At 68.8% G+C, this 23,567-nt stretch carries 21 protein-coding genes and 1 tRNA gene; 10 read left to right on the plus strand and 12 right to left on the minus strand.

Translation table 11 applies throughout. From position 1 onward, the window contains the following. Positions 1–23: 23 nt before the first annotated feature. From ACIGO8_RS04940 to ACIGO8_RS04970, 7 genes are all read left to right on the plus strand, one after another. A complete protein-coding gene (locus tag ACIGO8_RS04940) occupies positions 24–1,160 on the plus strand; it encodes a hypothetical protein (RefSeq protein WP_399723798.1) in 1,137 nt (378 codons plus the stop codon). 12 nt (positions 1,161–1,172) lie between these two features. Beyond that, positions 1,173–2,276 carry a hypothetical protein gene (locus ACIGO8_RS04945; protein ID WP_399723801.1) on the plus strand — a complete coding sequence of 368 codons (1,104 nt, stop codon included), beginning with the start codon at positions 1,173–1,175 and terminating at the stop codon, positions 2,274–2,276. Then, positions 2,276–2,848 (plus strand): hypothetical protein, encoded by a 573-nt coding sequence (locus ACIGO8_RS04950; protein ID WP_399723804.1) that lies wholly within the window; start codon positions 2,276–2,278, stop codon positions 2,846–2,848. The genes ACIGO8_RS04945 and ACIGO8_RS04950 overlap by 1 nt, the downstream gene beginning before the upstream one ends. A gap of 64 nt (positions 2,849–2,912) precedes the next feature. Continuing rightward, a complete protein-coding gene (locus ACIGO8_RS04955) occupies positions 2,913–3,311 on the plus strand; it encodes an ATP-binding protein (RefSeq protein WP_399723806.1) in 399 nt (132 codons plus the stop codon). A 99-nt stretch (positions 3,312–3,410) separates the two neighbouring features. After that, positions 3,411–4,322, plus strand: a complete 912-nt coding sequence (locus ACIGO8_RS04960) for a peptidoglycan-binding protein (protein ID WP_399723809.1) — start codon at positions 3,411–3,413, stop codon at positions 4,320–4,322. A 42-nt stretch (positions 4,323–4,364) separates the two neighbouring features. Next, positions 4,365–4,628 carry a hypothetical protein gene (locus ACIGO8_RS04965; RefSeq protein ID WP_399723812.1) on the plus strand — a complete coding sequence of 88 codons (264 nt, stop codon included), beginning with the start codon at positions 4,365–4,367 and terminating at the stop codon, positions 4,626–4,628. Continuing rightward, positions 4,615–4,878 carry a hypothetical protein gene (locus tag ACIGO8_RS04970; protein WP_399723815.1) on the plus strand — a complete coding sequence of 88 codons (264 nt, stop codon included), beginning with the start codon at positions 4,615–4,617 and terminating at the stop codon, positions 4,876–4,878. Before ACIGO8_RS04965 ends, ACIGO8_RS04970 begins: the two co-directional genes overlap by 14 nt. 79 nt (positions 4,879–4,957) lie before the next feature. Here ACIGO8_RS04970 and ACIGO8_RS04975 read toward each other — a convergent pair whose 3' ends face one another. From ACIGO8_RS04975 to ACIGO8_RS05020, 10 genes are all read right to left on the minus strand, one after another. Continuing rightward, positions 4,958–8,857 carry a DNA-directed RNA polymerase subunit beta' gene (locus ACIGO8_RS04975; protein WP_399723817.1) on the minus strand — a complete coding sequence of 1,300 codons (3,900 nt, stop codon included), beginning with the start codon at positions 8,855–8,857 and terminating at the stop codon, positions 4,958–4,960. 108 nt (positions 8,858–8,965) lie between these two features. Beyond that, entirely contained in the window at positions 8,966–12,448 is a 3,483-nt protein-coding gene (rpoB, locus tag ACIGO8_RS04980; RefSeq protein WP_399723819.1) for a DNA-directed RNA polymerase subunit beta, read from the minus strand. Positions 12,449–12,991: 543 nt separating this feature from the next. Continuing rightward, positions 12,992–13,378, minus strand: coding sequence for a 50S ribosomal protein L7/L12 (gene rplL / locus ACIGO8_RS04985; RefSeq protein WP_399723821.1), 387 nt, complete (start codon positions 13,376–13,378; stop codon positions 12,992–12,994). A 120-nt stretch (positions 13,379–13,498) separates the two neighbouring features. Further along, a complete protein-coding gene (gene rplJ, locus ACIGO8_RS04990) occupies positions 13,499–14,029 on the minus strand; it encodes a 50S ribosomal protein L10 (RefSeq protein WP_399723824.1) in 531 nt (176 codons plus the stop codon). Positions 14,030–14,362: 333 nt separating this feature from the next. Further along, positions 14,363–15,358 (minus strand): hypothetical protein, encoded by a 996-nt coding sequence (locus tag ACIGO8_RS04995; RefSeq protein WP_399723826.1) that lies wholly within the window; start codon positions 15,356–15,358, stop codon positions 14,363–14,365. 164 nt (positions 15,359–15,522) lie between these two features. Continuing rightward, the gene (gene rplA / locus ACIGO8_RS05000; protein ID WP_399723829.1) at positions 15,523–16,251 is read right to left on the minus strand and encodes a 50S ribosomal protein L1; all 729 of its coding nucleotides are present in this window, start codon (positions 16,249–16,251) and stop codon (positions 15,523–15,525) included. Between the two features lie 78 nt (positions 16,252–16,329). After that, the gene (gene rplK, locus ACIGO8_RS05005) at positions 16,330–16,764 is read right to left on the minus strand and encodes a 50S ribosomal protein L11 (RefSeq protein WP_128980827.1); all 435 of its coding nucleotides are present in this window, start codon (positions 16,762–16,764) and stop codon (positions 16,330–16,332) included. A 159-nt stretch (positions 16,765–16,923) separates the two neighbouring features. Beyond that, positions 16,924–17,805: a transcription termination/antitermination protein NusG gene (gene nusG, locus ACIGO8_RS05010; RefSeq protein WP_399723833.1), complete on the minus strand. Its 882-nt coding sequence runs from the start codon at positions 17,803–17,805 to the stop codon at positions 16,924–16,926. Between the two features lie 44 nt (positions 17,806–17,849). Continuing rightward, the gene (gene secE, locus ACIGO8_RS05015; protein ID WP_399723835.1) at positions 17,850–18,137 is read right to left on the minus strand and encodes a preprotein translocase subunit SecE; all 288 of its coding nucleotides are present in this window, start codon (positions 18,135–18,137) and stop codon (positions 17,850–17,852) included. 106 nt (positions 18,138–18,243) lie between these two features. Continuing rightward, positions 18,244–18,316, minus strand: a tRNA-Trp gene (locus ACIGO8_RS05020). 313 nt (positions 18,317–18,629) lie between these two features. Between ACIGO8_RS05020 and ACIGO8_RS05025 the strand changes: the two genes are divergently transcribed. Together ACIGO8_RS05025 and ACIGO8_RS05030 are read left to right on the plus strand one after the other, a co-directional pair. Next, positions 18,630–19,856, plus strand: a complete 1,227-nt coding sequence (locus ACIGO8_RS05025) for a pyridoxal phosphate-dependent aminotransferase (protein ID WP_399723838.1) — start codon at positions 18,630–18,632, stop codon at positions 19,854–19,856. Between the two features lie 155 nt (positions 19,857–20,011). Next, complete coding sequence (locus tag ACIGO8_RS05030; protein WP_399723841.1) at positions 20,012–21,052, plus strand: adenosine deaminase; 1,041 nt, start codon at positions 20,012–20,014, stop codon at positions 21,050–21,052. A gap of 27 nt (positions 21,053–21,079) precedes the next feature. Here ACIGO8_RS05030 and ACIGO8_RS05035 read toward each other — a convergent pair whose 3' ends face one another. Continuing rightward, a complete protein-coding gene (locus tag ACIGO8_RS05035; RefSeq protein WP_399723844.1) occupies positions 21,080–21,676 on the minus strand; it encodes a TetR/AcrR family transcriptional regulator in 597 nt (198 codons plus the stop codon). Positions 21,677–21,763: 87 nt separating this feature from the next. On the opposite strand from ACIGO8_RS05035, the gene ACIGO8_RS05040 reads away from it, so the two are divergent. Then, positions 21,764–22,396: an NAD(P)-dependent oxidoreductase gene (locus ACIGO8_RS05040; RefSeq protein ID WP_399723846.1), complete on the plus strand. Its 633-nt coding sequence runs from the start codon at positions 21,764–21,766 to the stop codon at positions 22,394–22,396. Between the two features lie 36 nt (positions 22,397–22,432). On the opposite strand, the gene ACIGO8_RS05045 is transcribed toward ACIGO8_RS05040, so the two are convergent. Continuing rightward, positions 22,433–23,539 carry a UDP-N-acetylmuramate dehydrogenase gene (locus tag ACIGO8_RS05045; RefSeq protein ID WP_399723849.1) on the minus strand — a complete coding sequence of 369 codons (1,107 nt, stop codon included), beginning with the start codon at positions 23,537–23,539 and terminating at the stop codon, positions 22,433–22,435. Between the last annotated feature and the right edge of the window lie 28 nt (positions 23,540–23,567).

Consider the following 23,567-nt stretch of genomic DNA (forward strand, 5'->3'; position numbering starts at 1 on the left):
GCCCCACCCTCCAGGAGTTCTCCATGCCCGTACGCTCCGGCTGGCTGCTGCCCACCGGTCAGACCCGTCAGAACACCCGTATCACCTCCATCGGCGCCACCACACCGGTCAACCCGCTCGCGTCCCGTACCGGCATCCTGCCCGGCACGTACGACGGCAAGTACCAGGTCGGCGGCCTGTGGATGAACGGCACCGGCCCGATGACGGCCACCGTCTACCACGGCAAGGCCGTCATCCAGGGCAACACCACCGACGGCGCCTACCAGGTGGCGCTCGACCAGGACACCACCCTCACCTTCGCCGACGGCGACCCGCTCAACCCGCGCATCGACCTCGTCGTGGTCCGCGTCTACGACAACGACGTGGACTCCCTCGGCAAGTACGACGCCGCCATCGAGATCATCAAGGGCACGCCGAAGGCCCTGCCCGAGGCCCCGACCGCTCCCGAGCGCACCGTGACGCTGTACTCGGTCCTGGTCAAGAAGGGCGCGTCGGCCGGCAACGGCGGCATCGACTGGGCGGGCGGCGCGGCCACCGACCTGCGGCAGACGCTGGTGAGCGTCGGCGGCATCCTGCCCGTCTACAACAACGCCGGCATGCCCGGCTCCTACCCGGGCCAGTACCAGGACAACAACAACGCGCACTTCCTCCAGCGCTGGGACGGCACCGCCTGGGTCGCCTACCCGAAGGAGATCGGCGGCATCGCGCCCAACGGCACCGTCGCCACCGGCAGCTACACCGGCCAGTACCGCGACAACGGCGGGAACCTGCAGCGCTGGAACGGCAGCACCTGGGTGAACTACGCCTCGGTCGAGGTGGACACCGCCACCACCGGTGTCACCGCCCTCGCCAACTGGTCCGTGGTGGCGTTCTCGGGCCGCAAGACCAAGGGCGGGGTGTGCACCGTCACGGTCACCGTCAGCCGCACCGGCCCCACCGTCACCGCCGACAACGCCGGGCAGATCGCCGACGAGCCGATGTGCACCCTGCCCTCCGGCTGGCGTCCCGCCTTCGGGCTCGAGTCCGTCGCCTCCGACGGCTACGCCAACGGCGCCGCCGACATCACCACCGGCGGTGTGATCAACCTGCGGACCTGGTCGCCCAACGCGACGCTGGCCAGCGGCAAGGCCATCCGCATCTCCGCCACCTACGTCCTGTAAGGGAGGCCCGCCATGGCACTCGACACGCCCTACCGGGCCATCTTCTGCGACCTGATCACCGATCAGACCATCGACATCCTGCCGCTGCGGGACGTCTCCTTCGACGACTACATCGGCAAGGCCGGCTCCCTGTCCGGCACCATCCCGATCCCCAACAAGGAGATCGCGGACCGGGTCAAGAAGGTCCGCGAGGGCCGGACCGCGGTCTATCTGGAGCGCGGCGGGGACCTGTGGTGGGGCGGCATCATCTGGACCACCACCCTGCAGTCCAGCGGCCGCGGCGTGCTGACCCTCGGCATCCAGGCCGCCACCTTCGACTCGTACGCGGGCCGCCGCCGGATCCGTACCGACGAGCTCGTCTACAACGACGTCGACCAGCTCGACATCGCCCGCGGTCTGTGGAAGCAGATGACGGCCAAGAGCGGCCCCTGCTTCAAGATCACGTACGGCGACGAGCAGTCCGACGTCAAGCGGACGGTGAGCTGGCGCAACGGCGACGAGACGGTCTATCTGGAGGCCCTGGACCAGCTCGCCTCGCTCCAGGACGGCTTCGAGTACCAGTTCCTGGTCTATCGCGACCCGTTCTCCGGCGAGCGCATCCGGCAGCTGCGGCTCGGCCACCCGAAGATCCGTACCGGCGCCACCGACCTGCTCTTCGACCGGCCCGGCGTGATCCTGTCGTACTCCTTCCCGTACGACGCGACGCGCGGCGGCACCACCGCCGTGGCCCGCGGCTCGTCGCCCAACGGCAACGCCGGCACCGAGTCGCGGCCGCTGGTCTCCGACCCGCAGACCGCCACCGACCTGCTCGCCGACGGCTGGCCGCTGATCGACCTGTCCTCGGACCACAACGAGATCAGCGACCAGCTGACGCTCAACTCGCTGGCCAAGGCCGAGCTCGACGAGGCGCGCGGCGCCGTCGTCATCCCGGCGATCAGCATCCACCTGGGCGGGATGGTCCCGCCCGCGCTCATCGGGCGGGTGGCCCGCATCCGCATCACCGACGAGTGGTACTCGCAGGGCCTCGACGCCCGCTACCGCATCATCGGCGTCAAGATCACCCCGCCGGAACGCGGCCGACCCGACACCGCCGAGCTCTACCTTGAGGAGGCCTGATGCCCCAGCTGCCCGAGGACATCATCGACCGGCTCAACCAGATGGAGCGCCGGCTGAAGGCCCTCTCGACCGCCGTCAACACCCGGCCCGCGGTCAGCGAGATCCGTCCGCCCACGCAGACCGGAAGCGTCACCATCACCCGGCCGCTGTTCCGGATCTTCGACGGTTACGACCACGAGATCTTCGCCGACGACATCATGACGGGCGGTCTCGCCCGGCCCTGGCTGCACCTGATGCCGCCGGTCCCGGTCGACATGACCAAGTGGCCGTCCACCACCAGCGCCACCTTCACCACCATCGCCCGCTCGTTCAACCCGGTCTGGCAGCCGAAGCTCCGGCTGTCCGTCAACACGGGAGCGTCCAGCGGCGCGACCGGCCAGGTGCGGGTCATGGTCGACGACGTCCAGTTCGGCCCCACCGTCACCGCCGGCTCCACGTACGACCACGTCAACCTGCTGCCCGGCGACATGAAGACCAAGTTCGGCACCACGATGAAGATCGAGATCCAGGCCATGGCCACCGGCGGCACGGTCTACGCCCAGCCCGTCCTCATCTACGGCACCCAGACCTGATCCGGCGCCCGATCAGCCGACCCAGCAGCCGACCGAGCAGCACGAGGACCACGAGGAGCACACCTTGAACATCGACCCGACCCAGCCCTGGGGCGTGGCCATCGACTACGCGGGCCGCGCCACCGTCGTCGAGAACGGCCACACCTTCACCATCCGCGTCTACGACAACACCCTCGGCGGCGCCCTGGAGCGGGACCCGGTGACCGGCCAGTACCCGTCGGTGCAGGTCACCGCCCAGTTCGCCGAGAACGGCGCGGGCGACGCCGTGCTGCGCGGCTACGGCCTGGTCACGGTCCCGGGCAAGGACGGCAACCCGGCCGTCCCCGACCCGACCGCCGTCCAGCGGGCCGTGGCCGCGGCCGTCGCCGACTTCGACGCACGCCGCGACGCCTACACCCAGCTCTGCGCCCACTGGGCCCCGGCCCCGCCGGCTCCCGAGCCGACGGTCCAGCCCGCCCCGTAACAACAGCACTGCCCGCACCGCCAGCACCACCCGCCCCACCCCGTACGCCCACGCCCCGCGCCGGACCGGCCGGGGTTTTCTCATGCCCGGAGGACTCAGATGGCCACTCCCCTCTCCGCCGACCGGCTCGTCGCCGCGCTCCGCGCCGAAGGCGTCACCGTCGTCGAGCACGACGGCTGGCGCACCCACGACCGCAACGGCCACGGCGCCTGGGGCCCGGTCGTCGGCGTCGTGATCCACCACACGGTCAGCGCCGGCACCGACAACACCGTCGAGCTCTGCTACAACGGCTACGCCGGACTGCCCGGACCGCTGTGCCACGGTGTGATCGCCAAGGACGGCACCGTCCACCTGATCTCCGCCGGCCGCGCCAACCACGCCGGCGGCGGCGACCCGTCCGTCCTCCAGGCCGTCATCAGCGAGACGTACGGGGTGCGGCCGCCGACCCCGCGCGAACACCAGGGCAGCGCCGGCGCCGTCGACGGCAACAGCCGCTTCTACGGCTTCGAGTGCATCAACCTCGGCAACGGCTCCGACCCGTGGCCGCCCGCCCAGCTCGACGCCATCGAGCGGGTGTCCGCGGCGCTCTGCCGCGCCCACGGCTGGGGCGCCAGGTCCGTCATCGGCCACTCCGAGTGGTCCGACTGGAAGAACGACCCGCGCGGCTTCGGCATGCCCGGCATGCGCGACCGGATCCAGCAGCGCCTCGGCAAGGCACCCGCCGCCAAGCCGGCGCCGCCCGCCAAGCCGGCCGCCCCGCGCTACCAGCCGTTCCCCGGCACCGCCTTCTTCAAGACCACCCCGAGCTCCCCGATCGTCACCGCGATGGGCCGCCGGCTGGTCGCCGAGGGCTGCGGCCGCTACCAGGTCGGCCCCAGCCCGCGCTGGTCCGAGACCGACCGCCAGTCCTACGCCGCCTGGCAGCGCAAGCTCGGCTTCTCCGGCTCCGACGCCGACGGCTGGCCCGGCGCCGCCTCCTGGAACGCGCTCAAGGTTCCGTTCGTGCGGTAGCACCCGCTCCGCACCAGCACCCCCACGCAAGGAGAACCACCCATGTCCGAAGCCGCCAAGCGCACGGTCCGCACCGTGCTGCAGACAGCCGTCGGCATCGCCGTCGTCCTGCCGGCGATCGTCGACGCCTCCGGCATCCCCGCCACCCTGCCCTGGGTCGCGGGGGCCCTCGCCGTCGCCGGCGCCCTCACCCGGGTCATGGCCTTCCCGGCCTTCCAGGCACTGCTGCCGTCCTGGCTGCGCACCGCCCCGGAGCAGACGCTCCCGACGGCCCTTCCCGAGGCGGCTGCCGATGAGCGACCCTGACCCGAACGACCCGGTCGCGGTGGCCCTCGAACTGGAACGACTGCGCGGAACGCTGGAGGCCGGCTTCGCCCGGGTCGACGGCTCGCTCGCGCTGCTCGTCCAGCGCAGCGACCAGACCGACAAGCAGCTCGCCGACCACGAGGCACGGCTCGACGCCCTGGAGCGCTCCCGCTGGCCGCTGGCCAGCATCGGCGCGCTGGCCGCGGTGGCGACCGTCGCCGTCACGGCCTGGGAGCTGACCGCGCGCTGAGCGCCGTACGACCGGAGAGAACGCCGAAGGGCGGCACCCCCTCGCGAGGGTGCCGCCCTTCTTGGCGTTTCGCTACCGCTTACTGGTTGTACGGACCGTAGTCGTAGTCCTCCAGCGGAACGGCCTGGCCGGAGCCGGTGCCGAACGGCGAGTAGTCGATGTCGTCGTAGCCGACGGCCGAGTACATCGCGGCCTTGGCCTCCTCGGTCGGCTCGACCCGGATGTTGCGGTAGCGGGACAGACCCGTACCGGCCGGGATGAGCTTACCGATGATGACGTTCTCCTTGAGGCCGATGAGGCTGTCGGACTTGGCGTTGATCGCCGCATCCGTCAGGACTCGGGTCGTCTCCTGGAAGGAGGCGGCCGACAGCCAGGACTCCGTCGCCAGCGAGGCCTTGGTGATACCCATCAGCTGCGGACGGCCGGAGGCCGGGTGGCCGCCTTCCTGGACCACACGACGGTTCTCGGTCTCGAACTTCGAACGCTCGACCAGCTCGCCCGGCAGGAGCTCCGCGTCGCCGGACTCGATGATCGTCACGCGGCGCAGCATCTGCCGGATGATGATCTCGATGTGCTTGTCGTGGATCGACACGCCCTGCGAGTTGTAGACCTTCTGGACCTCGCCGACCAGGTGGACCTGGACGGCACGCTGGCCGAGGATGCGCAGCACGTCGTGCGGGTTGGTGGCACCCACGGTGAGCTTCTGGCCCACCTCGACGTGGTCGCCCTCGCCCACCAGCAGACGGGCACGCTTCGAGATCGGGTACGCCGTCTCGTCGCTGCCGTCGTCCGGCGTGATGACGATCTTCTTGGTCTTCTCGGTCTCCTCGATGCGGACGCGGCCGGCCGCCTCCGAGATCGGGGCGACACCCTTCGGCTGCCGGGCCTCGAAGAGCTCGACGACACGGGGCAGACCCTGGGTGATGTCGTCACCGGCCACACCACCGGTGTGGAAGGTACGCATCGTCAGCTGGGTACCGGGCTCACCGATGGACTGGGCGGCGATGATGCCGACCGCCTCACCGATGTCGACCAGCTTGCCGGTGGCCAGCGAGCGGCCGTAGCAGAAGGCACAGGTGCCGACGGCGGACTCACAGGTCAGGACCGAGCGGGTCTTGACCTCCTCGACGCCCGCCTTGACGAGGGCGTCGATGAGCACGTCACCCAGGTCGACGTTGGCCGGCGCGATGACCTTGCCGTCCACGACGACGTCCTCGGCGAGCATCCGCGCGTACACGGAGGTCTCGACGTCGTCGGCCTTCCGCAGCACACCGGCCTCGTCCTTGGCCGCGATCCGCAGCTTCAGACCGCGCTCGGTGCCACAGTCCTCCTCGCGGATGATCACGTCCTGCGAGACGTCCACCAGACGACGGGTCAGGTAACCCGAGTCGGCGGTACGCAGGGCGGTGTCGGCGAGACCCTTACGGGCACCGTGGGTCGAGATGAAGTACTCGAGCACGGACAGGCCCTCGCGGAAGGACGCCTTGATCGGACGCGGGATGGTCTCGTTCTTGGCGTTCGACACCAGACCACGCATACCGGCGATCTGCCGCATCTGCATCATGTTTCCTCGGGCACCCGAGTCAACCATCATGAAGATGGGGTTCGTCTTGGGGAAGTTCTCGTTCATGGCCTCGGCGACCTCGTTGGTCGCCTTGGTCCAGATCGCGATGAGCTCCTGAGTGCGCTCTTCCTTGGTGATCAGACCGCGCTCGTACTGCTTCTGGACCTTCTCGTCCTGCGCCTCGTAGCCGGCGACGATCGCCTTCTTCGCCTCCGGGACGACGACGTCCGAGATGGCGACGGTGACGCCGGAACGGGTGGCCCAGTAGAAGCCGGCCGCCTTCAGGTTGTCGAGCGTCGCCGCCACGATGACCTTGGGGTAGCGCTCGGCGAGGTCGTTGACGATCTCGGAGAGCTGCTTCTTGCCGACGGAGTAGTCGACGAACGGGTAGTCCTCGGGCAGCAGCTCGTTGAAGAGCGCACGGCCCAGCGTGGTCTTCAGACGGAAGCTGTCACCCTGCTGCCACTCCGGCTCGCCCTCCTCGGCGACCGGGGGAACCCAGCCGCGCGGCGGAACGGTGCCGATCGGGAAGCGGATGTCGATCTGCGACTGCAGCGACAGCTCGCCGGCGTCGAACGCCATGATCGCCTCGGCCGTGGAGCCGAACGCGCGGCCCTCGCCCTTGACGTCACGCAGCTCGCCGTCGGTGGTGAGGAAGAACAGACCGAGGACCATGTCCTGGGTCGGCATCGTCACCGGACGGCCGTCGGCGGGCTTGAGGATGTTGTTCGAGGACAGCATCAGGATGCGGGCCTCGGCCTGCGCCTCCGCGGAGAGCGGCAGGTGGACGGCCATCTGGTCACCGTCGAAGTCCGCGTTGAACGCGGTGCAGACGAGCGGGTGGATCTGGATGGCCTTGCCCTCGACCAGCTGCGGCTCGAAGGCCTGGATTCCGAGGCGGTGCAGCGTGGGTGCACGGTTCAGCAGCACCGGGTGCTCGGCGATGACCTCTTCGAGGACGTCGTACACGACCGTGCGGCCGCGCTCGACCATCCGCTTGGCCGACTTGATGTTCTGCGCGTGGTTCAGGTCGACCAGGCGCTTCATCACGAACGGCTTGAAGAGCTCGAGCGCCATGGCCTTCGGCAGACCGCACTGGTGCAGCTTGAGCTGCGGGCCGACGACGATGACGGAACGCGCGGAGTAGTCCACACGCTTGCCGAGCAGGTTCTGACGGAATCGACCCTGCTTACCCTTCAGCATGTCGCTGAGGGACTTCAGCGGACGGTTGCCGGGGCCCGTGACCGGGCGACCGCGACGGCCGTTGTCGAAGAGGGCGTCGACCGCCTCCTGGAGCATCCGCTTCTCGTTGTTCACGATGATCTCGGGCGCACCGAGGTCGAGCAGACGCTTCAGACGGTTGTTGCGGTTGATCACACGGCGGTACAGGTCGTTCAGGTCGGAGGTCGCGAAGCGGCCACCGTCGAGCTGCACCATCGGACGCAGGTCCGGCGGGATGACCGGCACGCAGTCGAGAACCATGCCCTTGGGGCTGTTCGCGGTCTGCAGGAACGCGGAGACGACCTTGAGGCGCTTGAGCGCACGGGTCTTCTTCTGGCCCTTGCCGGTACGGATGATCTCGCGGAGCTTCTCCGCCTCCTCCTCCAGGTCGAAGGACTCGAGGCGCTTCTGCAGCGCCGCGGCACCCATCGAGCCGTCGAAGTACGTGCCGAAGCGGTCACGCAGCTCGCGGTAGAGGAGCTCGTCGCCCTCCAGGTCCTGGACCTTGAGGTTCTTGAAGCGGTTCCAGACCTCGTCGAGACGGTCGATCTCGCGCTGCGCGCGGTCGCGCAGCTGCTTCATCTCGCGCTCGGCACCCTCGCGCACCTTGCGGCGCACGTCGGCCTTGGCGCCCTCGGCCTCGAGCTCGGCCAGGTCGCTCTCGAGCTTCTTGGCGCGGCCTTCGAGGTCGGAGTCGCGACGGTTCTCGATCTGCTGGCGCTCGACGGAGACGTGGGCCTCCAGCGAGGGCAGGTCACGCGTACGGCGCTCGTCGTCGACGTACGTGATCATGTACGCCGCGAAGTAGATGACCTTCTCCAGGTCCTTCGGAGCGAGGTCCAGCAGGTAGCCGAGGCGCGACGGAACGCCCTTGAAGTACCAGATGTGGGTGACGGGAGCGGCCAGCTCGATGTGGCCCATCCGCTCACGGCGCACCTTGGCGCGGGTGACCTCGACGCCACACCGCTCACAGATGATGCCCTTGAAGCGGACACGCTTGTACTTGCCGCAGTAGCACTCCCAGTCCCGGGTCGGACCGAAGATCTTCTCGCAGAAGAGTCCGTCCTTCTCGGGCTTCAGGGTGCGGTAGTTGATGGTCTCCGGCTTCTTGACCTCGCCGTGGCTCCACTGACGGATGTCGTCAGCGGTGGCCAGACCGATCCGGAGCTCGTCGAAGAAGTTGACGTCGAGCACTATGCGTCAATCCCTCTCAGGGTTGTAAGGCTGTGGGTCTGATACGGGGGTCCTGGGGCCGGCCGGGGACTCAGCGATGGTTCACCGAGTCCCCGTACCGGACTCCCGTCAGACCTCTTCGACGCTGCTCGGCTCGCGCCGGGACAGGTCGATACCGAGCTCCTCCGCAGCGCGGAAGACGTCCTCGTCGGTGTCGCGCATCTCGATGGACATGCCGTCCGAGGACAGCACCTCCACGTTGAGGCACAGGGACTGCATCTCCTTGATGAGCACCTTGAAGGACTCGGGGATGCCGGGCTCAGGGATGTTCTCGCCCTTGACGATGGCCTCGTAGACCTTCACGCGGCCGGTCACGTCGTCGGACTTGATCGTCAGCAGCTCCTGGAGGGCGTACGCGGCGCCGTAAGCCTCCAGCGCCCACACCTCCATCTCACCGAAGCGCTGGCCACCGAACTGGGCCTTACCACCCAGCGGCTGCTGGGTGATCATCGAGTACGGGCCGGTCGAGCGGGCGTGCAGCTTGTCGTCGACCAGGTGGTGGAGCTTGAGGATGTACATGTACCCGACCGAGATCGGGTCCGGGAACGGCTCGCCGGAGCGGCCGTCGAACAGCCTCGCCTTGCCGGACGGGAGCACCATGCGCTCGCCGTCGCGGTTCGGGATGGTGTGCTGGAGCAGACCCGCGAGCTCGTCCTCACGCGCACCGTCGAAGACCGGGGTGGCGACGTTGGTGCCGGGGGCGACCTGGTCGGCACCGATGGCCTGGAGGCGCTGCGCCCACTCGTCGGCGAGGCCGGAGACGTCCCAGCCGCGGCTGGCGAGCCAGCCGAGGTGGATCTCCAGGACCTGTCCCGGGTTCATTCGGGACGGGACGCCGAGCGGGTTGAGGATGATGTCGACCGGGGTGCCGTCCTCGAGGAACGGCATGTCCTCGATCGGGAGGATCTTGGAGATGACACCCTTGTTGCCGTGACGGCCGGCGAGCTTGTCACCGTCGGTGATCTTGCGCTTCTGGGCGACGTAGACGCGGACCAGCTGGTTCACGCCCGGAGGAAGCTCGTCGCCCTCCTCGCGGTCGAAGACGCGGACGCCGATGACCTTGCCGGTCTCGCCGTGCGGGACCTTCAGCGAGGTGTCACGGACCTCACGGGCCTTCTCACCGAAGATCGCGCGGAGCAGGCGCTCCTCCGGGGTCAGCTCGGTCTCACCCTTCGGGGTGACCTTGCCGACCAGGATGTCGCCGGCGACGACCTCGGCACCGATGCGGATGATGCCGCGCTCGTCGAGGTCGGCGAGGACCTCCTCGGAGACGTTCGGGATGTCCCGGGTGATCTCCTCGGGGCCGAGCTTGGTGTCACGGGCGTCGACCTCGTGCTCCTCGATGTGGATCGAGGAGAGGACGTCGTCCTGCACGAGGCGCTGCGACAGGATGATCGCGTCCTCGTAGTTGTGACCCTCCCACGGCATGAAGGCCACGAGCAGGTTCTTGCCGAGCGCCATCTCGCCGTTCTCGGTGGCGGGACCGTCGGCGAGGACCTGGCCCTCGATGACCCGGTCGCCCTCGTCCACCACGACCTTCTGGTTGACCGAGGTGCCCTGGTTGGAGCGGGAGAACTTGTGCAGGCGGTACGTGTTGTACGTGCCGTCGTCGTTGGCGACCGTGATGTAGTCCGCGGACAGCTCCTGGACCACACCGGCCTTCTCGGCCTTGAGCACGTCGCCGGCGTCGGTGGCGCAGCGGTACTCCATGCCGGTGCCGACGAGCGGGGCCTCCGACTTAATCAGCGGAACGGCCTGACGCATCATGTTCGCGCCCATGAGGGCACGGTTGGCGTCGTCGTGCTCGAGGAACGGGATCATGGCGGTCGCGACCGACACCATCTGGCGCGGCGAGACGTCCATGTAGTCGACGTCGGTCGGCGGGACGTAGTCGACCTCGCCGCCACGGCGGCGGACCAGGACGCGAGCCTCGGTGAACTGCAGCTCGTCGTTCAGGGTCGCGTTCGCCTGGGCGATGACGAAGCGGTCCTCCTCGTCGGCGGTCAGGTAGTCGACCTCGTCGGTGACCTGGCCCTCGACGACCTTGCGGTACGGCGTCTCGACGAAGCCGAACGCGTTGACGCGGCCGTACGAGGCGAGCGAACCGATCAGACCGATGTTCGGGCCTTCGGGGGTCTCGATCGGGCACATGCGTCCGTAGTGGGACGGGTGCACGTCTCGGACCTCGAAGCCGGCCCGCTCACGGGACAGACCACCCGGGCCGAGCGCGGACAGACGACGCTTGTGCGTCAGCCCGGACAGCGGGTTGTTCTGGTCCATGAACTGCGACAGCTGGCTGGTGCCGAAGAACTCCTTGATGGAGGCGACGACCGGCCGGATGTTGATCAGGGTCTGCGGCGTGATCGCCTCGACGTCCTGGGTGGTCATCCGCTCGCGGACGACGCGCTCCATGCGGGCCAGACCCGTGCGGACCTGGTTCTGGATGAGCTCGCCGACGTTGCGCAGACGACGGTTGCCGAAGTGGTCGATGTCGTCGGTCTCGACGACGATCTGGTTGCCGTTGGCGCCGACCGTCTCGGTCTCGCCGGCGTGCAGCTGCACCAGGTACTTGATGGTCGCGATGATGTCGTCGGTGGTGAGGACACCCGCGTCCAGCGGCTCGTCGGCGCCGAGCTTCTTGTTGACCTTGTAGCGGCCGACCTTCGCGAGGTCGTAGCGCTTCGGGTTGAAGTACAGGTTCTCGAGCAGCGTCTGGGCGGCCTCGCGCGTCGGCGGCTCGCCCGGGCGCAGCTTGCGGTAGATGTCGAGCAGCGCGTCGTCCTGGCCCTGGGTGTGGTCCTTCTCCAGGGTGGCGCGCATGGACTCGTACTCGCCGAACTCCTGCAGGATCTGCTCGGTGGTCCAGCCGAGGGCCTTCAGGAGGACGGTGACGGACTGCTTGCGCTTGCGGTCGATACGGACGCCGACCATGTCGCGCTTGTCGATCTCCATCTCCAGCCAGGCACCCCGGGACGGGATGATCTTGGCGGAGTAGATGTCCTTGTCGGACGTCTTGTCGATGGAGGAGTCGAAGTAGACACCGGGCGAACGGACCAGCTGCGACACGACGACACGCTCGGTGCCGTTGATGACGAAGGTGCCCTTGTTCGTCATGAGCGGGAAGTCGCCCATGAAGACCGTCTGGGACTTGATCTCGCCGGTCTCGTTGTTGGTGAACTCGGCGGTGACGAAGAGCGGGGCACCGTAGGTGAAGTCACGGTCCTTGCACTCGTCGATCGAGTTCTTCGGCGGCTCGAAGCGGTGGTCGCGGAAGGTCAGCGACATCGACCCGGAGAAGTCCTCGATCGGGGAGATCTCCTCGAAGATCTCCTCCAGACCCGACTTCGTGGGGACGTCCTGTCCCGACTCAAGGGCGGCCTCGACGCGAGCCTTCCACGCGGCGTTGCCGAGCAGCCAGTCGAAGCTCTCGGTCTGGAGCGCGAGGAGGTTCGGAACCTCGAGGGGCTCCTTGATCTTTGCAAAGGAGATGCGCAGCGGGGCAGTGCTTGCGCCGTTGTTCGTATTGGTCGAGGCGTTGCGCGAGGCGGCCAAGAGGGGGTCCTTCCGAGGGCTCGGACTCACTACGCGCGTACCGGTCCCTAGCGGAGCCCCCGGACACGAGACCCTGAAACGGCTGAAAGGCCAGGTCAGGGGCGGTCGGCCCAGGATGCTGATGCGAGGGTATGCCCCTGGTGACGGGCAGGGGGCAGCTAACAGGCAGCGCAAAGGGTCAGTGTAGCCACTTGGCCCACTGATGTCCAGGGCGAGTAATTCGCAACCCTCGTTGTTCTCAACTCCGCGCACCTCGCGCCGTGCGGCGCACCTCGATACTGCCCGTTCGGTCGTCGATCCATGCCTCGGAAACGGATCGTTGTGACGACGCGTCCTGAGAATTGCGCGCTGCGTGCGGTTCGTCAAGGCCCCCGCCTCTGCGGGGCGCACGGCGAAGATCACCATACTCCGCTTCCGCGGGCCCCACGACCGCCGCCACGCGTGTCCTCGGGAACGCCGAAAGGCGACCACCCAGATGGATGATCGCCCTTCACGCTGCAAGCGTTACACGCTCAACAGAGGAGTCGCTGACGCGACGAGGTGTTACTTGACCTCGACGGCGGCACCGGCGCCCTCGAGCGCCTCCTTGGCCTTGTCAGCGGCCTCCTTGTTGACCTTCTCGAGGACCGGCTTCGGGGTGCCGTCGACGAGGTCCTTGGCCTCCTTCAGACCCAGGGAGGTCAGCTCACGCACGACCTTGATGACCTGGATCTTCTTGTCGCCGGCGCCGGTGAGGATGACGTCGAACTCGTCCTTCTCCTCGGCGGCGGCGGCGTCGCCGCCACCCTGGGCCGGACCGGCGGCGACGGCGACGGCCGCGGCAGCCTTGACGTCGAACTTCTCCTCGAACGCGGTCACGAACTCGGAGAGCTCGATGAGGGTCATCTCCTCGAACTGCGCGAGCAGGTCTTCCTGAGAGAGCTTCGCCATGATGGGCGATCCTTCCACTAAATCGGCAGGTGCCGGATGTACATGTGAGGCGGGCGTACGTTCGGCCCGCTGCGACCCGCTCCGCCCGGACGGGCGGCTCGGATCATTGCGCGAGCCGAATTACTCGGCACCGCCCTGCTCGGCGTGCTTGGCGCGCAGCGCGTCCACGGTGCGGACGAGCTTCGTCGGCAGCGCCTGGAAGAGCTGAGCAGCCTGCGTCTGCTTGCCCTTGAAGGCACCGGCCAGCTTGCTGAGCAGAACCTCGCGGGACTCGAGGTCCGCAAGCTTCTTGATCTCATCGGCGGACAGCGCCTTACCCTCAAGGACACCGCCCTTGATGATCAGGTTCGGGTTGTCCTTGGCGAAGTCACGCAGCGCCTTCGCCGACTCCACCGGGTCACCGGTGACGAAGGCGACCGCGGTCGGACCAGTGAACTGGTCGTCCAGCGCGGTGATCCCGGCCTGGTTGGCCGCAATCTTGGTCAGCGTGTTCTTCACCACGGCGTACTGGGCGTTCTCACCGAGCGAACGACGCAGCGTCTTGAGCTGCGCCACGGTGAGACCCCGGTACTCGGTCAGCACAGCGGCGTTCGAGCTGCGGAACTGGTCCTCCAGCTCGGCCACCGAGGCAGCCTTGTCGGGCCTTGCCATAAGCGTCGGCCTCCTTCCGGGTGATGGGACCGCGCGGAAGGGGCTGAACAAAACAAAACGCCCCGGGCGCAGGCGCACGGGGCTCAGCTCGACCGGTTCACGAGGATCCGGGAACTCTTCCACTGTCACCTGCGCGGGTCGTTCGCATCTCTCAGCGAATCCTTCGGCCTCCGCACCCTGACGGGCGCAGCGACGACCAGCGGTCTTTGGCTTCTGGTGAAGCGTACGTGACGGTGACGGCCAGGGGCAAATCGGCCCCGGAACGGGCTCCACGAGGCCCTGCGAGGGGCGCCCAGGGCCCTGAAAAGGCCCTGGACGCCCCCGCTCTCCCTCTTAGAGGCCCGCGGAGCCGGCGGTGGCTCCGGCGGTGCCGGCGCCGCCGGAGGCCGGCGCGCCCGCGCCGAGGTCCTTCATCAGCTGCGCGAAGTCGAGCGTGTCCTTGGCCGGCGGCGCCTGGACGGCGACCTTCGTGCCGTAGTCCGTGTAGTTCGCGGTCATCTTCATGGAGCCCATGGGCATCTTCATGCCGAGCAGCATCCGGACCGGGTAGCCGTCGGAGTTGACCCAGATCTCCGTGTCGTAGCCCTTGATGCCGGCCTTGCGGACGTTGTCGAGGAGCGCCTTGCGGTCCTTCTCCGGGACGGCGTCGTCGTAGGCCTTGTTGGACTTGAGCATGTCCTCGAAGGTCAGCGTGCCCTTGTAGTGCTCGGCGTCGGTGCCGCCGATCTTCTCGGCGCCGACGTGCTTCAGGTTCGGCGACTTCAGCAGGAGGGCGAGCTGCTGTGCCGGGTCCTGGTTCATGTTGTCCAGGCTCTTGTCCGCCTGGCTGCCGAGCGCGGGATCGCCGGACATCTTCGCCATGGCGCCGAGGTCCATCTTCATCCAGTGCTTGCCGTCGAACTCGGACGCCAGCTTGTCGCCCATGTCCATGTACATGACCTTGTCCAGCATGACCATGCGGATCTTGCCGGGCAGGCCGGCCTTGTTGCCCGCACCGGCGCCGCCGGCGCCGCCGAGCATCGGACCGCCCATGGTGACGTCCATCGCGGCCGGGTCCCAGGACTGCACGCCGCTGAGCGTCGTGGTGCCGGACTGGGCGCCCGCGCCGGTCATCTCGATGGTCATGCTGACCTTCACCGACTTGGCGGCCGAGGTCTTCTCGAAGGCGGCCGTGAGGGCCTTCGTGACGTCTCCGAGGCCGTCCGAGACCGCCTTGGCCGGTGCCTCCGCGGCCTTCTTGGCGTCGCCGCCGTCACAGCCGGCCACACCGCCGACCACGGCCGCCACGGTCAGCGCGACACCCGCCCGCTTCCATCCGGACATGCTCATGAGTCCCACCCCTCGTGCTCTTCTGTTCGAAACCGCCCCCGGCACCGTATCCCAGGGCACCGACAGCGGCGTCACGAAATAAACCGCCCCCCACGCCTGACGAAGAGGCGTGGGGGGCGGTTTCAGGACGCTGGAGCCCTGACGGGCTCCCGAGCCGGAAGGGCTCAGACCGCGGCCGGGTCCTCCTCGACGAGGAGGTTACGGGTGCGGTTCGGGTCGACCGGAATGCCGGGGCCCATCGTGGTGGTGATGGCGGCCTTCTTGATGTAGCGGCCCTTGGCGGCGGACGGCTTCAGACGGAGGATCTCCTCCAGCGCGGCGCCGTAGTTCTCCACCAGCTTGGTGTCGTCGAAGGACACCTTGCCGATGATGAAGTGCAGGTTCGAGTGCTTGTCGACGCGGAACTCGATCTTGCCGCCCTTGATGTCGTTGACAGCCTTGGCGACATCGGGGGTGACGGTGCCGGTCTTCGGGTTCGGCATGAGACCACGCGGGCCGAGGACGCGGCCGAGGCGGCCGACCTTGCCCATGAGGTCCGGGGTGGCCACCACGGCGTCGAACTCGTTCAGGCGGTTGCCCTTGGAGATCTCGTCGATGAGCTCGTCGGAGCCGACGATGTCGGCGCCCGCGGCGATCGCGGCCTCGGCACGGTCACCGGTCGCGAAGACCAGGACCCGGGCGGTCTTACCGGTGCCGTGCGGAAGGTTCACGGTGCCACGGACCATCTGGTCGGCCTTGCGCGGGTCGACGCCCAGGCGGAAGGCCACCTCGACGGTGCCGTCGAACTTGGTGGTGGAGGTCTCCTTGGCCAGACGCACGGCCTCGAGCGGGGCGTAAAGCTTCTCCCGGTCGATCTTGGCGTCGGCAGCCCGGAGGGACTTGCTGCGCTTCACATCTGCTCCTGTTGTTTCAGGTTTGGAGTCGTGGTGCGGGCCGGCGCTGGCCCTACCACAGAAGGACTACGGGGGTGATCAGCCCTCGACCGTGATGCCCATGGAACGGGCGGTGCCGGCGATGATCTTCGCGGCGGCGTCCAGGTCGTTGGCGTTGAGGTCGGGCATCTTGGTGGTGGCGATCTCGCGGACCTGCGCCTCGGTGATCTTGGCGACCTTGGTCTTGTGCGGCTCGCCGGAGCCCTTCTCCACGCCCGCGGCCTTGAGGATCATCTTGGCGGCCGGCGGAGTCTTGGTGATGAAGGTGAAGGAACGGTCCTCGTAGACCGTGATCTCCACCGGGATGACCCAACCGCGCTGCGACTCGGTCGCGGCGTTGTAGGCCTTGCAGAACTCCATGATGTTGACGCCGTGCTGACCGAGCGCGGGGCCGACCGGCGGGGCCGGGTTCGCCGCACCGGCGTTGATCTGGAGCTTGATAAGCCCCGTGACCTTCTTCTTCTTGGGAGGCATAGCTCTCTCCGGGTCCTAGTGAGAGTTTTCAGCCGATCCATCCGGTCATCCGGATGGAGGCATACCGCACAACGATAACGGGTATAGCTGCGCGGCCAAAAACCGAGCAGGTCAGAGCGGCTGTAGCAGCCCCTCTGACCTGTCCGGAAACCTGGTGCGTCAGTTCTTCTGGATCTGGTCGAAGCTGAGCTCGACCGGGGTCTCGCGACCGAAGATCTCGACGAGGCCCTTGACCTTCTTCGAGTCGGCGTTGATCTCGTTGATCGTCGCCTGGAGGGTCGCGAAGGGACCGTCGGTGACGGTGACCGAGTCGCCGACCTCGAAGTCCAGGACCTGCACCTCGACCTTGCGGGCCGGAGCCGGCTTGCCCTCGGCCTCGGCGGCCTCGCGGGCGGCCTTCTCCTCGGCCTCCGGGGCGAGCATCTTGACGATCTCGTCCAGGGTCAGCGGGTACGGGTCGTAGGCGTTGCCGACGAAGCCGGTGACGCCGGGCGTGTTGCGGACGACACCCCAGGACTCGTTCGTCAGGTCCATGCGGACGAGCACGTAACCGGGCAGCTTGTTCTGCCGGACGTTCTTGCGCTCGCCGTTCTTGATCTGGACGATCTCTTCCTCGGGGACCTCGGCCTGGTAGATGAAGTCCTCGACGTTCAGCGAGACTGCGCGCTGCTCCAGGTTGGCCTTCACGCGCTTCTCGTAGCCCGCGTAGGTGTGGATCACGTACCACTCGCCGGGCAGGCCGCGCAGCTCGTCACGGAGGGCGGCGACGGGGTCGACCGGAGCGGCGGGCTCGGCCTCTTCCGCTTCCTCGGCCTCTTCCTCGGCGGCCTCGACGTCGGCGACCTCGGTGTCGTGGTCCTCGGCGGCCTCGTCCTCGGTCTCCTCGACCTCGGCCTCGGCGGCCTCGACGTCGTCGGCCTCGACCTCGTCGGTCTCGACGTCCGCAGCCTCGGCCTGGTCCTCGTCGGCCGCCTCGACGATGTCGAGCTCGTCCTCGACGGACTCGGACTCGAAGGCGTCGTTCAGGTTCGCGTCAGACACGGTGGCTGCTTCTTCCTGCGATACAGATGGGGTGGAACAAAAAGTCAGCCGAAGACGTACTTGACTGCTTCCTGGAAGCCATAGTCAATCACGGTCACGAGGCCGATCATGATGACAACGAAGACAATCACCACGGTGGTGTACGTCGTCAGCTGGCTGCGCGTGGGCCAGACGACCTTGCGGAGTTCCGCGATGACCTGGCGGTAGAAGAGCGCGAGACGGCCCAGAGGGCCCTTCTTTCCGCGCTTGCCGCCCTTCCGGTTCTTCTTCTTCGATTCCGGAGCGGCGTCGTCGGCATCAGGCATGTCGATGGAGCCTACGGCGTCCGTCACGATCTCTCACCTGATTCCGGGTCGTGGCCGTGCCGCGCCCGGGGTGGAGCCGCACGGCGGTGCAATGAAGTACGTACATGCGCACACAACCTGGCGGTGTGTGTAGCAGGGCCGGAGGGACTTGAACCCCCAACCGCCGGTTTTGGAGACCGGTGCTCTACCAATTGAGCTACGACCCTTCGTGGCCACCAACCTACCGCATCGTGAGATGTGGTCGGTGCGGGCCAACGAGCAGTGAGTGTACGTGGTCATGGGCCCCCACGTCGAACAGGAAAGGCTCCGACCTGCCAAGGACCCGTGCGGGAAACGCCGCAAGACGTCCCGAAGACCACCGCGGAACCGCCGCAGAACCGCCCGAGGACGGCCCGAGGACGACCCGAGGACACCTGGCGACCGGCTGCCCGACACCGGTTACGACCAGGTAAGACCGATCCTGTCCGCTCCGTGAAACCTGCGTGCCGGGCCCGGACGGGGTCTGGGACGATGGGCCGCATGAGCGCTGCTACCCCTCCCACCGAGCGCCGGGTCTCCGCCCGGATCGGTGCGATCTCCGAGTCCGCCACCCTCGCCGTCGACGCCAAGGCCAAGGCCCTCAAGGCCGCCGGGCGCCCGGTCATCGGTTTCGGCGCGGGTGAGCCCGACTTCCCGACGCCGGACTACATCGTCGAGGCGGCCGTCGAGGCCTGCAAGAACCCGAAGTACCACCGCTACACCCCGGCCGGCGGCCTGCCCGAGCTCAAGGCCGCGATCGCCGCGAAGACGCTGCGCGACTCCGGTTACGAGGTCGACGCGTCCCAGGTCCTCGTGACCAACGGCGGCAAGCAGGCCATCTACGAGGCGTTCGCCGCCATCCTGGACCCGGGCGACGAGGTCATCGTCCCGGCCCCGTACTGGACCACCTACCCGGAGTCGATCCGTCTCGCCGGCGGTGTCCCGGTGGAGGTCGTGGCGGACGAGACGACCGGCTACCGGGTCTCGGTGGAGCAGCTGGAGGCCGCGCGCACGGAGAAGACCAAGGTCGTCCTCTTCGTCTCCCCGTCGAACCCGACCGGCGCCGTCTACAGCGAGGCCGAGACCGAGGCGATCGGCCGCTGGGCCGTCGAGCACGGCCTGTGGGTGCTGACCGACGAGATCTACGAGCACCTGGTCTACGGCAGCGCCACGGCGGCGTCCCTGCCGGCGGTCATGCCGGAGCTGCGCGACAAGTGCATCGTCGTCAACGGTGTCGCCAAGACGTACGCGATGACCGGCTGGCGCGTGGGCTGGATCATCGGCCCGAAGGACGTGGTGAAGGCCGCGACCAACCTGCAGTCGCACGCCACGTCGAACGTGAGCAACGTGGCGCAGGTGGCCGCGCTGGCCGCCGTGTCCGGCGACCTGGAGGCGGTCAAGGAGATGGGGCGCGCCTTCGACCGGCGCCGCCAGACCATCGTGCGGATGCTCAACGAGATCGAGGGCGTGCTGTGCCCGACGCCGGAGGGCGCGTTCTACGTGTACCCGTCGGTGAAGGCGCTGCTCGGCAAGGAGATCCGCGGCAAGCGCCCGCAGAACTCGGTCGAGCTGGCCGCGCTGATCCTGGACGAGGCCGAGGTCGCGGTCGTCCCGGGCGAGGCCTTCGGCACGCCGGGTTACCTGCGCCTGTCGTACGCGCTGGGTGACGAGGACCTGGTGGAGGGCGTGTCCCGGATCCAGAAGCTCCTCGCCGAGGCGCGCGACTGACGACGTACTCACCGTGAGTGGGTTACGGCGGGCCCCTGGTCCTTCCGGAGCTTCCGGGACCAGGGGCCCGTTCTTGCGTTCGGGCAAGGTCCCGATCGAGGAAAGATCAGGGAAACGGACTGTATTCGTCCATTCGGGTGCGGCAGGATCAGCCAATGGAGCACGTTTACCGCGATCTCGCCGCACTGCCCAAGGCCCATCTGCACCTGCACTTCACCGGTTCGATGCGGCCCACCACCCTGCTCGAGCTGGCCGACAAGTACGGCGTGCACCTTCCCGACGCGCTGAAGAGCGGCACGCCGCCGAAGCTGCGGGCCACGGATGAGCGCGGCTGGTTCCGCTTCCAGCGGCTGTACGACATCGCCCGCTCCTGCCTGCGCGAGCCCGAGGACATCCAGCGGCTGGTGCGCGAGGCGGCCCAGGAGGACGTCAGGGACGGCTCCGGCTGGCTGGAGATCCAGGTCGACCCGACCTCGTACGCGCCGCTGCTCGGCGGTCTGATCCCGGCCATGGAGATCATCCTGGACGCGGTCGACGCGGCCGCGCGGGAGACCGGGCTCGGGATGCGGGTGCTGGTGGCCGCGAACCGGATGAAGCACCCGCTGGAGGCGCGCACGCTGGCCCGGCTCGCGGTGCGGTACGCGGACCGGGGCGTGGTCGGCTTCGGTCTCTCCAACGACGAGCGGCGCGGCATGGCCCGTGACTTCGACCGGGCCTTCGCGATCGCCCGCGAGGGCGGCCTGCTCGCGGCCCCGCACGGCGGCGAGCTGACCGGGCCCGCCTCCGTACGGGACTGCCTGGACGACCTGCGGGCGGCCCGCGTCGGGCACGGCGTACGGGCGGCGGAGGACCCGCGGCTGCTGCGCAAGCTCGCGGAGCGCGGGGTGACCTGCGAGGTGTGCCCGGCGTCCAACGTGGCGCTCGGCGTGTACGAGAAGCCCGAGGACGTCCCGCTGCGCACCCTCTTCGACGCGGGCGTGCCGATGGCCCTGGGCGCCGACGACCCGCTGCTCTTCGGCTCCCGCCTCGCAGCCCAGTACGAGATCGCCCGGGAGCACCACGCCTTCACGGACCCGGAGCTCGCCGATCTGGCCCGTCAGTCCGTGCGTGGCTCCGCGGCCCCGGAGGACGTCCGCCGCAAGCTGCTGTCGGGGATCGACGACTGGCTGGCGGCGCCGGCGGCCGCCGCCCACTGACCCGCTGACCGCTGACCCGCCGACCCGCTAGCCGATACCGGCCATCAGCGTGCGGGCGATCGAGCGGGCGAAGTCGTCGAGGGGCTGCGGCGGCCTGCGGTCCGGCGTCATCTCGTAGGCGAAGGCGCGCTGGGCGCAGGCGCCCAGGAGCAGCGCCGCGGCGGCCTGCGGGTCGGCGTCGGCGGAGATCCGGCCGTGCGCCTGTTCGGCGCGCAGGTAGCCGGCGAGGCCCTCGATGGGCTTGTGCGGGCCGGCGCCGAGTTCGCGCATGATCTCCTCGTGGCGGGCCTTGAGCTGGGGTTCGGCGTAGAGGGAGGCCGCCATCGGGAAGGTCTGCTCGTAGAAGAGGGCGGCGCGGCGGGCGATCTCGACGAGGTTCTCCTCGACCGCGCGTCCCTGCGGGTCGACGGCGAGGGTGCCGAGGAGGTCGCCCAGCTTGGGCAGCCGTTCGTTCAGGACGGTGACGAAGAGCTCTTCCTTGCTCGGGAAGTACTTGTAGAGCGCGGCCTCCGAGCAGCCGGCCGCCTTGGCGATCTCCTTGGTGGTCGTACGGGCCAGGCCGGCGTTACGCATCAGGTCGCGGGCGGCGTCGATGATCCGGGTCCGGGTCGGCTTCTGGTCCACGGGGACTCCCGATAACGCTTGACGGGTGAGTGAGTACCCACCCACTCTAGAGGTGAGTGAACACTTACCCACCCTGAGAGGTGCGACATGAAGCTCACCGTTTTCGGCGCGACCGGCGGCATCGGCCAGGAGATCGTCCGCCAGGCCCTCGACGCCGGCCACGAGGTGACGGCCGTGGTCCGCGACCCGGCCCGGTTCACCGTCACGGGTCCCCGCCTCGACGTCTTCCGCTCCGACCTGTCCGACCCGGATTCCCTGGGCGAGGCCGTGGCCGGCCGGCATGCCGTCCTGTCCGGCCTGGGCGCCCGCAGCCGCGCCGACGCCGGAGTCGCGGCCCGGCTGACCCGCTCGGTCCTGCACGCCATGGACGAGGCCGGCACCCGCCGTCTGCTCGTCGTCAGCGCCGCGCCGCTCGGCCCGGTCCCCGACGGGCACGGCGTCGCCGACAAGGCGATGCTCGCGATCATCAGCTCGCTGCTCAAGGACGTCTACGCCGACCTGCGCGAGATGGAGGCCGAACTCGCCGCGAGCGCGACCGACTGGACCTCCGTCCGCCCGCCCAAGCTGACGAACAAGCCGGTCACCGGCCGCTACCGCCGCGTGGTCGGCGGCAATCCGCCCCGCGGCCGCTCCCTCGCGCGCGCCGACGTGGCGCACGCGATGCTGGCGATGATCGACGACCCGGCGACGGTGAAGCAGGGCGTCGGCGTCGCCTACTGAGGCGCCGGGAGCCCGGCTGGAGCCGGAAGAGGCGGCCTAGATCGCGACGCCGACCGTCACGGGCTCGTTGACGAGGGTGATCCCGAAGGCCTCCCGCACGCCGGCGACCACCTCGCGGGCCAGGGCCAGCAGGTCCTCGGTCGTCGCCTCGCCGCGGTTGGTGAGGGCGAGGGTGTGCTTGGTCGAGATCCGGGCCGGCCCGGAGCCGTAACCCTTCGTGAAGCCCGCCTTGTCGATCAGCCAGGCCGCGGACGTCTTGACCGCGCCGTCCTCGCCCGCCGGGTAGGCGGGCGGGGTGACGCCGTCGCCGAGGCGCTCGGCCACCCGCGCGCGGAAGGTCTCGTACTGCGCCGCCGTGAGGATCGGGTTGGTGAAGAACGAGCCCGCCGACCACGTGTCGTGGTCCTCCGGGTCCAGGACCATGCCCTTGCCGGCCCGCAGCCCCAGCACGGTCTCCCGGGCGAGCGCCAGCGGCACCCGGTCGCCGGCCTCGACGCCGAGGGCCCGCGCCGTCTCCGGGTACGCGATCGGCGCCGACATCCCGCCGGCGTCCTCCAGCTCGAAGCGGACCCGCAGCACGACGTAACGGTCGGGCTGGTCCTTGAAGAGGCTGTGCCGGTACGAGAAGGCGCACGCGGCGTTCGTGAGCGTCACCGTCTCCTCGGCCCGGCGGTCGTAGGCGACGACCTCGGTGATCGTGGCCGACACGTCCTGGCCGTAGGCGCCGACGTTCTGGATGGGCGTGGCGCCCGCGGAGCCGGGAATGCCGGCCAGGCACTCGACACCGGCGAGCCCGGCCTCGACGGTCCGCGCGACGGCGTCCGTCCAGACCTCGCCCGCGGCCAGCTCCAGCCGGGTCCCGTCGAGCGAGAAGCCGCGGGTGGCGATGTGCAGCGCGGTGCCGTCGAAGCCCTTGTCGCCGATGACCAGGTTGGAACCGCCGCCGATGACGAGCAGCGGCGTCCCGGACGCGTCCGCCTCGCGGACCGCGGCGACCACCTCGTCGTCCGTGGTGGCGGTGACGAGCCGGGCGGCGGGCCCGCCGAGCCGGAAGGTGGTCAGGGGCGCGAGAGGGGCGTCGTGGAGTACGTGCACGGGCACAAGAGTACGGGGACGTTGTTTTCGATGGACGGTTTGTTGCACTGCTGAAACGGCGAGGCCCCCGGCGCCG

It is taken from the genome of Streptomyces sp. NPDC053493 (genome assembly GCF_044544825.1).
In the GTDB taxonomy this organism is placed as follows: Bacteria; Actinomycetota; Actinomycetes; order Streptomycetales; family Streptomycetaceae; genus Streptomyces.